This window comes from Brevibacterium yomogidense, assembly GCF_016107685.1.
GTDB classification, from domain to species: Bacteria; Actinomycetota; Actinomycetes; order Actinomycetales; family Brevibacteriaceae; genus Brevibacterium; species Brevibacterium yomogidense.
Map to the genome: position 1 here is coordinate 721,247 of NZ_JABASY010000001.1, position 14,674 is coordinate 735,920.

At 69.5% G+C, this 14,674-nt stretch carries 10 protein-coding genes; 5 read left to right on the forward strand and 5 right to left on the reverse strand.

The window, feature by feature from the left end; translation table 11 throughout:
- Positions 1–117: 117 nt before the first annotated feature.
- The 4 genes from JFC09_RS03050 to JFC09_RS03065 form a co-directional block, all read right to left on the reverse strand.
- Positions 118–2,235: a DUF6807 family protein gene (locus JFC09_RS03050; protein ID WP_332839621.1), complete on the reverse strand. Its 2,118-nt coding sequence runs from the start codon at positions 2,233–2,235 to the stop codon at positions 118–120.
- 14 nt (positions 2,236–2,249) lie between these two features.
- Positions 2,250–3,389: an ABC transporter ATP-binding protein gene (locus JFC09_RS03055; RefSeq protein WP_198392480.1), complete on the reverse strand. Its 1,140-nt coding sequence runs from the start codon at positions 3,387–3,389 to the stop codon at positions 2,250–2,252.
- A gap of 105 nt (positions 3,390–3,494) precedes the next feature.
- Entirely contained in the window at positions 3,495–4,763 is a 1,269-nt protein-coding gene (locus tag JFC09_RS03060) for an ABC transporter substrate-binding protein (protein ID WP_198392481.1), read from the reverse strand.
- 193 nt (positions 4,764–4,956) lie between these two features.
- Positions 4,957–6,087 (reverse strand): L-talarate/galactarate dehydratase, encoded by a 1,131-nt coding sequence (locus JFC09_RS03065; protein ID WP_198392482.1) that lies wholly within the window; start codon positions 6,085–6,087, stop codon positions 4,957–4,959.
- Positions 6,088–6,313: 226 nt separating this feature from the next.
- Here JFC09_RS03065 and kdgD point away from each other — a divergent pair, with 226 nt between their 5' ends.
- From kdgD to JFC09_RS03080, 3 genes are all read left to right on the forward strand, one after another.
- A complete protein-coding gene (kdgD, locus tag JFC09_RS03070; RefSeq protein ID WP_198392483.1) occupies positions 6,314–7,246 on the forward strand; it encodes a 5-dehydro-4-deoxyglucarate dehydratase in 933 nt (310 codons plus the stop codon).
- Between the two features lie 32 nt (positions 7,247–7,278).
- The gene (locus JFC09_RS03075; protein ID WP_198392484.1) at positions 7,279–8,859 is read left to right on the forward strand and encodes an aldehyde dehydrogenase (NADP(+)); all 1,581 of its coding nucleotides are present in this window, start codon (positions 7,279–7,281) and stop codon (positions 8,857–8,859) included.
- Positions 8,860–8,935: 76 nt separating this feature from the next.
- Positions 8,936–10,201, forward strand: a complete 1,266-nt coding sequence (locus JFC09_RS03080; RefSeq protein WP_269770453.1) for an enolase C-terminal domain-like protein — start codon at positions 8,936–8,938, stop codon at positions 10,199–10,201.
- A 96-nt stretch (positions 10,202–10,297) separates the two neighbouring features.
- On the opposite strand, the gene pdxR is transcribed toward JFC09_RS03080, so the two are convergent.
- Positions 10,298–11,746, reverse strand: coding sequence for a MocR-like pyridoxine biosynthesis transcription factor PdxR (gene pdxR / locus JFC09_RS03085; protein ID WP_198392485.1), 1,449 nt, complete (start codon positions 11,744–11,746; stop codon positions 10,298–10,300).
- A gap of 135 nt (positions 11,747–11,881) precedes the next feature.
- On the opposite strand from pdxR, the gene JFC09_RS03090 reads away from it, so the two are divergent.
- The gene (locus JFC09_RS03090; RefSeq protein WP_198392486.1) at positions 11,882–13,507 is read left to right on the forward strand and encodes an amidohydrolase; all 1,626 of its coding nucleotides are present in this window, start codon (positions 11,882–11,884) and stop codon (positions 13,505–13,507) included.
- On the forward strand, positions 13,497–14,666 hold the full coding sequence (locus JFC09_RS03095) for a hypothetical protein (RefSeq protein ID WP_198392487.1): 1,170 nt from the start codon (positions 13,497–13,499) through the stop codon (positions 14,664–14,666). The genes JFC09_RS03090 and JFC09_RS03095 overlap by 11 nt, the downstream gene beginning before the upstream one ends.
- Positions 14,667–14,674: the final 8 nt, after the last annotated feature.

The window sequence follows — 14,674 nt, forward strand, 5'->3', positions numbered from 1 at the left end:
GGCGTCCGCACGGAGAACCGCCCTGGCCTCCCGCGTTGGGGAGACCAGGGCGGTTCTCCGTGGTGTCGCCGGGCCGTGTGGCGAGCATGCGCTGCGCCTCGCCGCACCGTCGTCGCTCTACACGGTGCTCGTCCGGGACGCCTCCGTGTGGAGCGCCGCCGCCTCGTCACGGGTGAGCGTCCCGTCCACGACCAGCACGCGCACGGACCGTGTGAGCGGTGCCGCCGAGGTCGTGGTGACGCGGTTCTCCCACGCGAGTGAGAGCCCCACACCGGGGTAGCCGGACAGGCGGACGAACCAGGGGTCCCCGGCTGCGTCGCCGCGGCGGAAGACGAGGGTCGCCTCGCCGTCGGCGAATCGACCGCTGACCGCCAGCCAGTCGTCCGTGCTCCCGTGGACGGCTTCTTCCCCGTCCTGGGACGACGTGAAGACCTGTGCGTCCGCCACTGGAGCCAGTCGCCAGAAGAAGCCTCCGTAGCCGCCGTTCGTCCGGCCGTTCGAGCCGGGACTGCCCACGGACACGTCTGCGCGCCCTGCGGGCAAGAGCGTGAAGTCCAGCCCCAGCTCCCACACCCCATGCGCGACGGCGCGGTGGCTCCAGCGGCGCCGTTCTGTCAGGAGCGGGGCGGCGTCGGGGCCGCACCATATGAGCGATTCGTCCCGGGCGCCCGCCGTGTCGGTGCTCTCCTCCACGACGACGCGGCCGTGGTCGTCCCTCCACTCGTAGCGGAGTGCGGAGGCGGTGAACGTGCGCCCGCCCCAGAGGTTCACGCCGGCGACGTCCTGGATCGCGACGCCCACGCCGGTGTGCCACACATGATCCAGTGGCTGCTGGTCGGTGACGACGACCCCACCCGTCGTGCGGACGGGGTGGAGGAACGGACGGGGTGAGTTCGCCGCCGCGAGCTCTGTGCCTGTGCGGTGGACCGCGACCTCGACGGTCCCGCCCGCGGCGTGGGTCGAGTCGGGCACTTCTGCTGCGGCCGGCGTCGAGCGGCCTGCCGCAGTCCCGGTGCGTCCCGCTCCGGGATCCGCCACCCTCATCGTCCCGTCCGTCGGGGGCGGTGCGGCCCACGGAAGGCCCAGGGAGGAGAACCCGGTCCCGGCCTTCACCACCCGTGCGACGGCCTCCTCGATCCCGGGGAGGACTGCACGGCGGACACCGCCGTCCGTTGTCCAGTCGACGAAGCGACCGTCGATCGGCCGCGGTTCCTCCGCGGTGCGGACGGCTTCGAGCACGCGCATGAAGGCTCCCGCCCCCGCGAGCGGCGACAGCAGCGCGGTGCCCTCCCCGCGCGAGCGGATGAGGTCCGTGAGGAGGTCGGTCCTGCCCGTCTCGACCACGCGCGAACCCTCCGCGGTCTCGACGGTGAGCCGGTCACGCGTGTACTCGAACACGATGCGCCCCTCGGTGCACTCCACGAGGACGGTCGGGTCCTGCTGCTCCCGCGCGCACAGGGTGAGACCACACGTCACCGGCGTGCCGGACACCGTCTCCAGGCGGATGACGGAGGTGTCGTCGGATTCGATGTCGTTGACCCGATAGAGCTCCGCCATCACGTCGGCCACGTCGTCCGGGTGGTCGGCTCCTGCGATCTTCAACGCGGTGACGACCGCATGCGCAAGAGGGTTGGTCGCGACGCCGTCGACGACGGGGACGCCGTCGAGCGTGCGCCTGCCGGCCCACGGAGAGCGTGTGTAGTAGTCGACCGACCGCGCCCACAGCCCGACCGCCCCGACGGCGCGGAGTCTGCCGATCTCACCGGATCGGATGATCCCGTCGATGGCCTGCAGGGCATGCGAGCCGAGGCTCTGGAACCCCACCTGCACGCGTGAGCAGGAATCTGCTTCCTCCGCGAGCAGGCGGTGGAACTGCGCGAGATCTGCGACGGGAGGCTTCTCCAGCAGGACGTCCGCTCCCGTGCGGAGTGCGGCAGCGGCCAGATCCGCATGGGTGGAGATCGGCGTGGCCACCACGATGATGTCCGCAACCCGTCCGGACGAGTCCATCTCCTCGATGCTGTCGAACACCGGGACGTCGGGGCCCAGCGCATCCGCAGCGGCGAAAGGATCCACCGCTGCAGTGAGGACAGCGAGCCCCGCCCTCTCCAACGAGCGGATGTTCTCGTGGTGCCGGGCACCGTAGCCGCGGGTCCCCACGAGGCAGATCCGGGCAGGTGGGCGAGCGGAGGTGCCCGCAGCGGGACGGGGGGCGGGCTTCGGCCGCAGGGTCACCGGTGGTCCTCCCGTCATGCGGTCGCGTCGATCGCGGTGACCGGGACCTCGGCATCGGCGACGTCGCGGATGCCGTCATCCAGGCGCTCGCCGGTCGCCGCGTCGAAGACGTGGACGTGCCCCAGGCGCGGGCGGACGTGCACGCGGCTGCCGGCCGCGGGGGGACGACGTCCGTCCACCCGAGCGGTGATGTCGTGACGAGCACCTGCGATCCAGGTGTGGCCGTACACGTACGCGTCCGCGCCGAGCTCCTCGACGACATCGATGTCCACAGCGAGGCCCTCACCGTCCGGCGCGCGTTCCAGATCCTCCGGGCGGACGCCCACGACGACGGTGTCACCGGCGATCGCGGCGAGCACGTCGCGGGCGATCGGATGATCGGTGTCGCCGAACTGCACGCCGTGCTCCGTCGTGGGCAGCTCCAGGAGATTCATCGCGGGGGACCCGATGAAGCCGGCGACGAACACGTTCACCGGCCGGTCGTAGAGTTCGCGCGGCGTGGCGACCTGCTGGAGCAGTCCGTCCTTGAGGACCGCGACGCGGTCCCCCATCGTCATGGCCTCCACCTGGTCGTGCGTGACGTAGACGGTCGTGACCCCCAACCGGCGCGTGAGCGCCGCGATCTGCGTGCGGGTCTGCACACGCAGCTTCGCATCGAGGTTGGACAGCGGCTCGTCCATGAGGAACACCTGGGGCGACCGGACGATGGCGCGACCCATCGCAACCCGCTGCCGCTGGCCGCCGGACAGCGCCTTCGGCTTGCGGTCCAGATACTCCGTGAGGTCGAGGATGCGGGCGGCCTCCTCGACGCGCTCCCGCCGCTCCTTCGCCGGGACCTTCGCGATCTTCAACGCGAAGCCCATGTTGTCCGCGACGGTCATGTGCGGATACAGGGCGTAGTTCTGGAACACCATCGCGATGTCGCGGTCCTTGGAGGCGACGTCCGTCACATCCCTGTCACCGATGAGGATCCGGCCCTCGGTGACGTCCTCGAGACCGGCGAGCATCCGCAGCGACGTGGACTTGCCGCAGCCGGAGGGGCCCACCAGGACCAGTACCTCGCCGTCGGCGATGTGGAGGTCGAGGGCGTTGACGGCGGCCTTGTCGCTGCCGGGGTAGTGACGTGTGGCGCTTTCGAATGTGACGGTTGACATCGTTGTCCCTTTCACGGGCAGGTACGTGCCCGACGGTCCGAAGTGAGGGGAGTGGTGTGCACAGTGGCATCGGTCCTGCAGCCCGTGCTGCAGTCCGGAGTGGGATCAGCCGATCGCGGTCTCCATCTCCGAGATCGCGCGCTCTGCAGCCTCCTCCGGTGTCGTGCGCTCGAAGAGGACGTCGAGCTCGTACCGGTAGAGGATCTCCTGCAGAGCGCTGAAGCCCAGGGGAGGAACGGGCATCGCGGCCCCGAGTTCGGGTTCGATCGACTCGATGTACTCCGCGGCGAGTGTGTCCGCTTCGCTCAGTTCGGGGATGACCGCCTCACGCACCGTGCTGTTCGCCGGAAGGCCGCGGTCCGCCAGGTTGATGAGTCCCGCTTCCTCGCTGTTGATCATGAAGTCGATGAAGGCCTCCACCTCTTCGGGGTGGTCCGAGCGGGCGGAGCCGCTCATGTACATCGCCGACTTGTGGAAGAGGTGCGCCTCCTCGGCGGAGCCGGCGGTGCTCGGGAAGCGGAGGGGGACCAGCTCTGCGCCGGACGAGGCGTTGAGGGCCGCGAGTTGGTTCGACCACCACATCCCCATCGCCGCTTCGCCCTTGCCCGTCAGCGACTGGTCGGGGCCGGGCGACTGGTCCTCCGTGATGACCGATGCCTGCGGCAGTGCGCCGGACTTCGACATCTCGAGCAGCATCGAGTAGTAGCCGGCGGCGTCAGCGGCGTCGAAGCCCAGCGTCCCGTCCGCGTTCGTGAGCTCCTTGCCGTTCTGGCGGAGCCAGATCTGGAGGCTTCCGGGTTCGTTCGGGCTGCCGAACCCGTACGAGTCCGTGTTCTCCGCCACCTGCCGTGAGACGTCTGCGAAGTCGTCCCACGTCCATGTGGTGTCGTCGGGCATCTCGAGTCCGGCGTCCTCGATGATGTCGGGGTTCGTCATCATCGCCATCGCGTTGATGCCGGTCGCGATGCCGAAGAGACCCTCCTCCGTTCGTCCGCTCTCGATGATCGCGTCGTCGACATCGGAGAAGTCCATGTCGCTCAGGTCCATGAGCGCGCCGTTGTCGGCATACTCGCGGAGGTACTTCTCGTCCATCTGGATGATGTCCGGAGCGTCGTTCGACGCGGTCTGAGTGGCGAGCTTGTCCCAGTACCCGCTGAAGTCGCCGTACTCGCCGACGACGGTGATCCCCGGGTTCTGCTCTTCGAAGGCGTCGATGATCTCCTGTGTCTGCGTGTGGCGGGTGTCGGACCCCCACCACGCGAAGCGGAGTTCGACGTCTCCGCTCTCCGCGGCAGCGCCCCCTCCGCAGCCTGTCAGTCCGAGTGCTGACACGGCGAGGACGGCGGTGGCGAGTCGGAGGTGTCGCTTGTTCATGCTGGCTCTCTTCTGCTCTGAAGGGTCTGGCAAGGGTGAAAACGAAGGCGGGGAGGGGAAGCGCCCCAGTGGGAAAGCGTTTTCCCGAGCGTATATGTGACTCCTCTCACCGGTCAAGGGTGAGCGCGAAAGAAGTGTGGAGAGGGGCGGGCGCAGCTGCTCGCCGCGGCTGCGCCCGCCCTGCGGGCGGCAGTCAGTCGTGCGTCACGGTCACCGCATCGGTGGTCCATGCGCGCGCCTGCTCGCTGACGGTGAATCCCAGGCCCGGCCGTTCCGGTACGAGCATGCGTCCGTCGCGGGTCTCGAGACGTTCGTTGAAGAGGGGGTCCAGCCAGTCGAAGTGCTCCACCCACGGCTCTCTGGGGTAGCAGGCGGCCAGGTGGAGATGGATCTCCATCGCGAAGTGCGGCGCGAGATCGAGCCCTGCGCGGTCCGCGAGTGTGAGCAGTCGGAGGAACTGGGTGATCCCGCCGACTCGCGGTGCGTCCGGCTGGATGATGTCGCACGCGTGCGCATCGATGAGTCGTTCGTGCTCGGCGACGGATGCGAGCATCTCGCCGGTGGCGATGGGGGTGTCGAGTGCGTGGGCGAGTGCGGCGTGGCCTTCCGCGTCGTACGCGTCGAGTGGCTCCTCGATCCAGACGAGGTCCAGGTCCTCGAGGCGGCGGCCCAGGCGGAGCGCGGTGGTGCGGTCCCACTGCTGGTTCGCGTCCACCATGAGCGGCACGTCGCCTATGTGCTCGCGGATCGCGCTCACGCGGCGCAGGTCCTCCGCGTTGTCCGGCAGCCCCACCTTGATCTTGATGCCGCCGATCCCCGCCTCGATCGAGGCGGAGGCCGCCTCCTTCACCTCGTCGAGCGACGCGTTGAGGAATCCTCCGGACGTGTTGTAGGTGCGCACTGAATCCCGGTGCGAGCCCAGCAGCTTGGACAGCGGGAGGTCGGCGCGCTTCGCCTTGAGGTCGTAGAGCGCGATGTCGATCGCCGCGAGGGCCTGTGTGGCGACGCCTGATCGGCCGACCGAGGCGCCTGCCCACAGCAGCTTCGTGTAGAGCTTCTCGATGTCGTTCGGGTCCTCGCCGATGGCGGCTCCGGCGACCTCCTTCGCGTGCGCGTACTGCGCCGGCCCTCCGGCGCGCTTCGAGTAGCTGAAGCCCACCCCCTCGTGGCCCTGTTCGGTGCGGATCTCTGCGAACAGGAAGACGACCTCGGTCATGGGGCGCTGTCGGCCGGTGAAGACCTTCGCGTCGGATATCGGTGTGTTCAGGGGGAGCGTGATGGAGGACAGGGTGATCGACGCGATCGCGTCAGGTGAGTACGACATTGTTCTCGCTTCCGTGGAGGGGGATCGGCCTGCGGCGGGCGCCGCCGTAAGCAGTATGACAAGTATCAAACATGGCATACAAGTGCTGTCCACGGCCGACGAGCGATGCTCTGAGTGCATCGAACAATGCGGTAATAGGCTTGGACGGGCATGACCGAACACTCATACGCTCGATGCGACATTCGTCTTCCCGCCGACCAGCGGGATCATCGAGCAAGGAGAAAACGTGAGCACGTTCGCACCTCAGGAACTCGCCGACCACCTCAAGGACGGGCTGCTGTCGTTCCCGATCACGCCCTTCACGAGCGACCTGCAGGTCGACGAAGCCGCGTACCGGAAGCACATCGAATGGCAGTCCAGCCACGACGTGGGCGGACTCTTCGCCGCTGGCGGCACGGGGGAGGGCTTCAGCCTCAACCCCGAGGAGGCCGCCCGCGTCGTGCGGATCGCGGTGGAGTCGTCGCGGCCGGGTGTGCCGGTGCTGGCCTCGGCCGGCGGTGCGGTCGTCCAGGCAGTGCAGAACGTCAAGGACGCGGAGGCCGCGGGAGCCGAAGGTGTCCTCGTCCTGCCGCCCTACCTCACGGAATGCGATCAGGACGGGCTGTTCGCCTATGTGTCCGCCATCTGCGCGGCGACGAACATCGGTGTGATCGTCTACAACCGGGCCAACGCCATCTACTCCGCGGAGACGGTCGCGCGGTTGGCCGACGCCCACACCAACTTCATCGGCTTCAAGGACGCGCTGGGCGACATCGAGCACCTCACCAAGGTGTACGCGAAGAACGGCGATCGTCTCTTCTACCTGGGCGGTCTGCCGACAGCGGAGACCTTCGCTCTTCCTCTGCTCCAGCTGGGGATGAGCACGTACTCGTCCGCGATGTTCAACTTCGTGCCGGAGTTCGCGCTGAGCTTCTACGCTGACGTCCGTGCGCAGAACCGCGAAGCAGTCACGCGTAAGCTCAATGACTTCGTGCTGCCGTACCTGGATATCCGCGATCGCGGGAAGGGGTACGGGGTGTCCATCGTCAAGGGCGGACTCAAGGCCGTCGGCCGCTCGGTCGGGCCGGTCCGTCCGCCCCTGCAGGACCTCACGGAGAAGGACGTCGCGGATCTCGCGGCGCTCATCGAGTCCGCCGGCATCGCACCCGCATCGAACTGAACCGCCGCACGCACCACAGCTCGGGAGGCACCATGACACTCACAGGACATTCGCTCATCGCAGGGGAATCGGTCCCCGGCACCGGTCGGACGACCCAGGCGATCAACCCGGCGACGGGGGAGAGGATCGACCCGGTCTTCACCTTGGTCGGAACCGCCGAAGTGGAGCGGGCCACCCGCGCCGCGGAAGAAGCGTTCCGGACGTACCGCGAGACGTCGCCCGACGTGCGTGCCGGCTTCCTCGAGGCCGCAGCGGACAGGATCGACGCCGTGCGTGACGAGCTGGTCGCCCGCGCCATGCTGGAGACGGGGCTGCCGGAGGCCCGTCTCACGGGTGAGGTCGGCCGGACGACGAACCAGCTGCGCCTCTTCGCGGGAGTCGTCCGCCAGGGCGACTTCCACGGTGTGCGGATCGATCCCGCGCAGCCGGAGCGGACGCCGATGCCGCGTGCCGACCTGCGTCAGCGGAAGGTGCCGCTGGGGCCGGTCGCCGTCTTCGGCGCCAGCAACTTCCCGCTCGCGTTCTCCGCTGCCGGCGGTGACACCGCCTCCGCGCTCGCCGCCGGTTGCCCCGTCGTCGTCAAGGCGCACAACGCGCACCCGGGGACGGGCGAGATCGTCGCGACCGCCGTGTCACGCGCCGCGGCGGATGCGGGCGTGCACCCGGGCGTGTTCTCCCTGCTGTACGGCCCGGGTGCCGAGGTCGGACAGCAGTTGGCGAAGGATCCTCGGATCACCGCCGTCGGCTTCACCGGTTCGCGCGGAGCCGGCCTGGCCCTCGTGGAAGCCGCGGCGTCCCGGCCGGTGCCGATCCCGGTGTATGCGGAGATGAGCTCCGTGAATCCCGTCTTCGTGCTGCCCGGTGCACTCGCGGGCGACGTCGAGGCCCTCGCGCAGGGCTTCCTCGGTTCCGTCACGGGGTCCAGCGGCCAGCTGTGCACATCGCCGGGTCTGCTCTTCGTCCCGACAGGGGACGCGGGTGACGTCCTCGTCGACGCGGTGCGCGCAGCGTTCTCCGCAGCTGCCGGTCAGACGATGCTCACGCCCGGTATCCACGATGCATGGCAGGAGGGAGTCGCGGCGCTGGGCTCGCAGTCAGGGGTCAGCGAACTCGTGACGGGAGAGACGGGCGGGACGCAGAACGCCCCGGCACCGGTGGTGTTCGAGACGACCGCGCAGGATTTCGCGTCGAACGACGTGCTGTCACACGAGATCTTCGGAGCGGCGTCACTGATCGTCCGGTACGGCTCCCCGGACGAACTGCCGGCGATCGCCGCCGGCATGGAGGGGCAGCTCACGGTCACGCTGCAGCTGACGGACTCGGACCACGACGCGGCGAGGGCGCTCATCCCGGATCTGGAGCGGCTGGCCGGTCGCATCCTCGTGGGCGGATGGCCCACGGGGGTCGAGGTCGGCCACGCGGTCGTCCACGGGGGGCCCTTCCCCGCGACCTCCGATTCGCGGACCACGTCCGTCGGCAGTCTCGCCATCGAGCGCTTCCAGCGCCCGGTGAGCTACCAGTCGTTCCCCGACGCGCTGCTGCCGGAGCCACTGAGGGAGTCGAACCCGTGGAACCTCAACCGTCGCATCGACGGCGTGGTGAAGGAGGCCTGAAGTGACGGCTGTACTGAGCAGCACCGGTCCCACGGTCCGGAGCATCGAGGCGATCCCCGTCGCGGGCCACGATTCGATGCTCATGAACCTGTCGGGCGCCCACGGACCGTTCTTCACCCGCAACATCGCCAGGATCACCGACTCCGACGGCCGTGTGGGCATCGGCGAGGTGCCGGGTGGCGACGCGATCCGAACGACGATCGAGGATGCCGCCTCCGTCCTCGTCGGCCGGCCGGTGGCGCGGTTCCGCTCGCTCCTGCGTGAGGTGCACGCACGGTTCGCCGCACGCGACGCGGGCGGGCGAGGGAACCAGACCTTCGACCAGCGGGTGACGATCCACGCGGTGACCGCGCTGGAATCCTGCCTCCTGGACCTGCACGGCCAGCACCTCGGCGTCCCCGTGGCGGAACTGCTGGGTGACGGACAGCAGCGGGACACGGTCCCCATGCTCGGCTACCTCTTCTACGTGGGGCCGGCCGATCGGACCGACCTGCCGTACCGGCGTGAGCCGGACGCTGACGGCTGGTTCCGGCTGCGGCGCGAAGAGTCGATGACTCCGGGGTCGGTCGTCGCACTCGCGGAGGCGGCACAGGCTCAGTACGGGTTCCGGGACTTCAAGCTCAAGGGCGGAGTCCTTGCGGGCGAGGTCGAAGTGGAGACCGTCACGCAGCTCAAGCGGCGGTTCCCGGACGCACGGATCACCCTCGATCCGAACGGAGGGTGGCCGCTTGCGGACGCGATCCGCTTCGGACACATGATGGCGGACGTCGTCGCCTACGCGGAGGATCCGTGCGGCGCGGAGGACGGCTTCTCCGGACGCGAGGTGATGGCGGAGTTCCGCAGGGCGACGGGTCTGCGGACGGCGACGAACATGATCGCCACCGACTGGCGACAGATGGCCCACGCGGTCCGGGAGGCCTCCGTGGACATCCCCCTCGCCGATCCGCACTTCTGGACGATGAGCGGATCCGTGCGCGTCGCCCAGCTGTGCCACGAGTTCGGCCTGACCTGGGGGTCGCACTCGAACAACCACTTCGACGTGTCGCTCGCGATGTTCACCCACGTGGGAGCCGCGGCTCCGGGAGAGATCACCGCGCTGGACACCCACTGGATCTGGCAGGACGGCGAAGGCCTCACGGCAGACCCGCTGCAGATCGTCGACAGTGGGATCGAGGTGCCGACCGCTCCCGGCTTGGGAGTGCAGCTCGATGAGTCGCGGGTCGAAGAGGCCCACGCGCTCTATCAGGAGCACGGGCTGGGCGCGCGTGACGACGCGGTGGCGATGCAGCATCTCATCCCCGGATGGGAGTTCGACCCCAAGCGACCCTGCATGGTGCGCTGAGCCCGACGGGGTGCTGAGGGGACGACACGGGTCGGCGGGAGGACGAGGTTCTCCCACCGGCCCGTCGTCGTGCACACGGTGGGTGAGGCTTCCGTGTCATCGCAGGGAGTCGAACACCTGTCCCAGTTTCCGGATGCCCGGCACGATCCGGGATTCCGCGATGGCGCCGAAGCCGATGCGGATGTGGTGGGTGGCGGGCGGCCGGAAGAAGAAGATGTCGCCGCGTTCGATGATGATCCCCTGGGCCGCAGCGGCCGGCAGGAGACGGTCGACGGGGACGTCCGGACCGACGTCGGCCCAGAGACTCACCCCGCCCGGTGGGAACGAAGGATTCTCCAACGGCAGATGTGCGGCGACCGCCTCCGTGATGAGGTCGTACTTCCGGCTCATCCTGTCCCGCGTCATGCGCAGAGTGCGGTGGTAGTCGCCCGACTGGATGAACAGTGCCATCGCCCGCTGGATCTGGCCGGGGGCGTGACGCACCGTGTATCTGCGTTCCTTCTTCGCCGCCGCGATGAGCTCCGGTGACCCCACCATGAACCCCAGTCGCAGTCCCGGGGACAGGAACTTCGAGAAGGTGCCCAGGTAGACGACGTTGCCGCATGTGTCGAGCGATGTGAGGGACGGGCTGGGTGCTCCGTGGTAGCGGAACTCGCTGTCGTAGTCGTCCTCGATGACGACCGTGCCCGCATGACTCGCGCGCTGCAGCAGGGCATGGCGCCTATCGAGCGACATCGTCACGTTCGTCGGGTTGTGGTGGCTGGGCGTCGTGTACACGACGTCGACACCGGCGGTCGACCCCGGCACGATCGGACCGTCCCCGTCGACCGGCAGCGGCAGGACCCGGGCCCCGGACCGCTGGAAGATGTGGCGGGCGTCCAGGTAGCCGGGGTCCTCCATGAGGATCGCGCGTGTGGGGTCCAGCAGCAGGGTCGCCAGCATCGCAAGCCCCTGCTGCGATCCCAGCGTGATCATGACCTGCGATTCGTCCGCGAAGACACCGCGACCCGGCAGGATCCGGTCGATGATCTGCCGCACCAGCAGGGGGTCGTCGCCTGCGAGGTCGTCCCGGATGCTGTGGTGGAGGTGGGGTTTGTGCAGTGCCTCCCGGAGGCTGCGCTCCCACGCACGGGCGGGGAAGCGGTCGTGCTCCACCTGTCCCGCGATGAAGGGGTAGGGGGCGTCGAACCAGTCGGCGGGCTTGTCGATCTCCGGCAGGTCGTGCCCGCCGGGGACGATGAGTCGTCGCTGCCAGTCGAACGACTCGTGCGGAGCGGAGCTGCCGGTCGCTGACGACGCTTCCGGGACGTGCACGTAGTAGCCGTGGCGTTCCGTGGCCCTCACCAGCCCGCTTGCGACCAGCTCCTGATAGCAGAGGGTGACGGTGTTGCGGGAGATGCCAAGCTGGCCCGACAGGGACCGGGAACTGGGCAGCTTCCCGCCGTGGGGCAACCGGCCGCTCACGATGAGCTCCGACAGCGTGCTCTGCAACTGGCGGTAGAGGGGGACCGCGCTGTCATGGTCGAGATCGACGAAGAGGTCCATAGGTGCCTCCGTTCGACGCGGCCGTGACGAGTCCCGTCGCAGGGGACTGGACCCACTGTATAGGCGCCCTCTGGTCCTGCCGTTCTGTGGGGAACCCGCATACGGTGCACGTGTCGGGCAAAGGAGCATTCCCGCATGTCATCAACGGAGAGTCAGCCGGTCCTGCTGTCCGCAGCGGCCGTCCACCAGAGCTTCGCGCCGGTGCAGACCGCCGAGGCGGTGCTCATCGAGGACGGCCTCGTCACCGCCGCGGGCCCCCTGTCCGAGGTGCGCGGCGCCGCGCCGCAGGGAACGGAGGAGAAGGACCTGACGGACAGCGTCGTCATCCCGGGACTCGTCGAGAGCCACGCGCACCTGGCGTTCACGGGGATGACGAGCCAGTGGGCGGACCTGCGCCCGGAGCAGGTGGCGGACTTCGACGCACTCGCGCAGAAGCTCGCCGCAGCCGGCAGTGTCGACGGCTGGTACCGCGGCTGGGGCTACGACGACACCCTCCTCGCGGAGAAGGAGCACCCGGACCGCACACTGCTGGACCGGGTCTCCACGACGGAACCGGTGCTCATCACACACATCTCCGGGCACTTCGCCGTGGCCAACAGCGTCGCGCTGGAACGCGCCGGCATCACGGCGGAGACCCCCGACCCGCCGGAAGGCCGCTTCGTCCGCGACGGCTCAGGGAACCTCACCGGCCTCCTGTGGGAGGTCGGCGCGGTGGGAGCCCTCAAGTGGCACCTCCCGGAACCGCAGCGCGCAGACGGGCTGCGCGTCGTCGCGGACACCACCGCACGGGCGGCGAGCCGGGGGATCACACAGATCCACGACCTCGGCGTCGGCAGCCAGTTCGGGGCGGACGAAGCGGGCCTCCTGCAGGAACTCGACGCGCAGGGCGGCCTGCCGGTGCGGGTGTTCGGCTACATCGCAGGCGCGCTCGCCGCACCGATGCTCGAGGACGACCCGGGCCTGTTCCGCCACCCCGTGCGCGGCAACTACGCGAACCGGGGCGTGAAGATGTGGGCGGACGGGTCGATCCAGGGACTGTCCGCGGCGCTGCAGGACGAGTACACGTGCTGCCCCGGATCCCACGGCGACCTGCTGCTCACCGCGGACCAGATCGTCGAACGCGCGCGACCGCTCGCGGAAGCCGGTGCGCAGGTCGCCGTCCACGCGAACGGCGACGCCGCGATCGACACCGTCATCAGCGCGCTGCGGCAGCTCCACGGATCAGGGCCGGACGCCGGCATGGAGCACCGGATCGAGCACTTCCAGATGGCCCACCCCGACCACGTGCGCGCCTGCGCGCAGCACCGCATCGCGGTGTCCGTGTTCGCCAACCACGTGTTCCAGTGGGGCGACAGGCACCGGGACATCTTCGTGGGACCGGAACGGGCCCAGCGGATGAACCCGCTGCGCGAATGCGTGGACGCAGGCCTCACGACCGGCGTGCACTCGGACTCGCCCATCACAGACATGGACATCCTCCGCACCCTCCACACGGCAGTGACGCGGCGGACGCGGGACGGGCACGTGCTGGGCGCGGACCAGGCGATCACCCCGCAGGAGGCGCTGCACATCGCGACCGCCGGCAGCGCCGCACTCGTCGGAGCGCAGGACTGGGTGGGCCGGCTGGTGCCGGGACAGGCTGCGGACCTCGTCGTCCTCGACCGGGACCCGCTGCGGGACGTCGAACCGGGGACCAGCCCGTTCGCGGACCTCACGGTGCGCGCCACCATGGTGGGAGGTCGCTGGGTGCATGGCGACTGAGCCGTCGGAGTGGTGGCGCCGCTTCCGACGATACGGGGCGATCGGCACCGTCATCGCGGTCTACTTCGGATTCCACACCCTCGCCCAGACCGCACTCGCGGTCCTGTCCGGCGGCGGGGCGGTCACCGCAGTCGCCATTGCCCTCTACATGGGGATCGGCCTGCTCTTCGACTCGCCCGCCTCCGCCGTGGCCCACCGCAGCGGTCTGCGCATCGTCGTCGTGATCTCCGGGATCGTCGTCCTCGCCAGTTCCCTGGTGGGTGTGCGCGGCGGGAGTCTGGGGTGGTGGGTGCTGCTGCTCGCCGCGGTGCTCGCCGTGTGCTCCTCACTCATCTACATCCCCGCGCTCGCCCACTACTCCGCACTGCTGGGCGACAGTCAGGCGCGCGGACAGCGGTTCGCGGTGTTCATGCAGCGCGGGGGAGCGCTCGTGGCTTCCGGCATGATCGCGATCGCGCTGGGCGCGGCCCGCCCCGAGGTCATGTGGTGGACGATGGTCGCCACCGGTGTCCTGCTGGTGGCGGTGGGCAGCCTCCTGCCGGGGAAGAGGTCCACCGACCCCGGCGGGGTGCGGCCCGGCCTGCGCAGCGTGGGTGTGGCGATCCGGGAGGCGCGGCGGTCGCGCCGACTGATGAGCGGGGTCGCCGTCGCGGCGAGCATGCCTCTGGTGTTCGTCCTCACCGGTTCCGTCCTCGTGCTCGCGCTGCCGGAGCACGGGGGAGCGGTGGGTGTGGGGCTGCTGGTCCGCGAAGCGGTCGCCGTCGTCGCCGCGCTCCTCCTGGGCCGGGGGACCCTGGCCCGTGCGAACCGCGAGTTCGCGCTCACCTGCGCGGTCGCGATCGTCGGGATCGCCGCGCTCATCATGTGGCCCTCCCCGCTCATTGTGGTGCTGGGCATCGCGACGACCGGCCCCGTCATCGCCTCCGCGATCGTTGCGTCCGCGTGGAACACGAACCGTGCCTCACTCGCCTCCGAGCACCCGTGGGCGTGCTTCGCGGCGATGGGGATGGCGGCGCGCGCGTCGGGGCTCATCTCCCCGTTCGTGCTGTCCGCCGGTCTGGCCGGAGGCAACGTGGCGCTCGGCACTGTGGTCGCGGTCGTCCTCGCGTCCCTGGGCTGGGTCTCACTGGGCGCGGACCGTCGCACGACGGGGCGGTGACGCGTCAC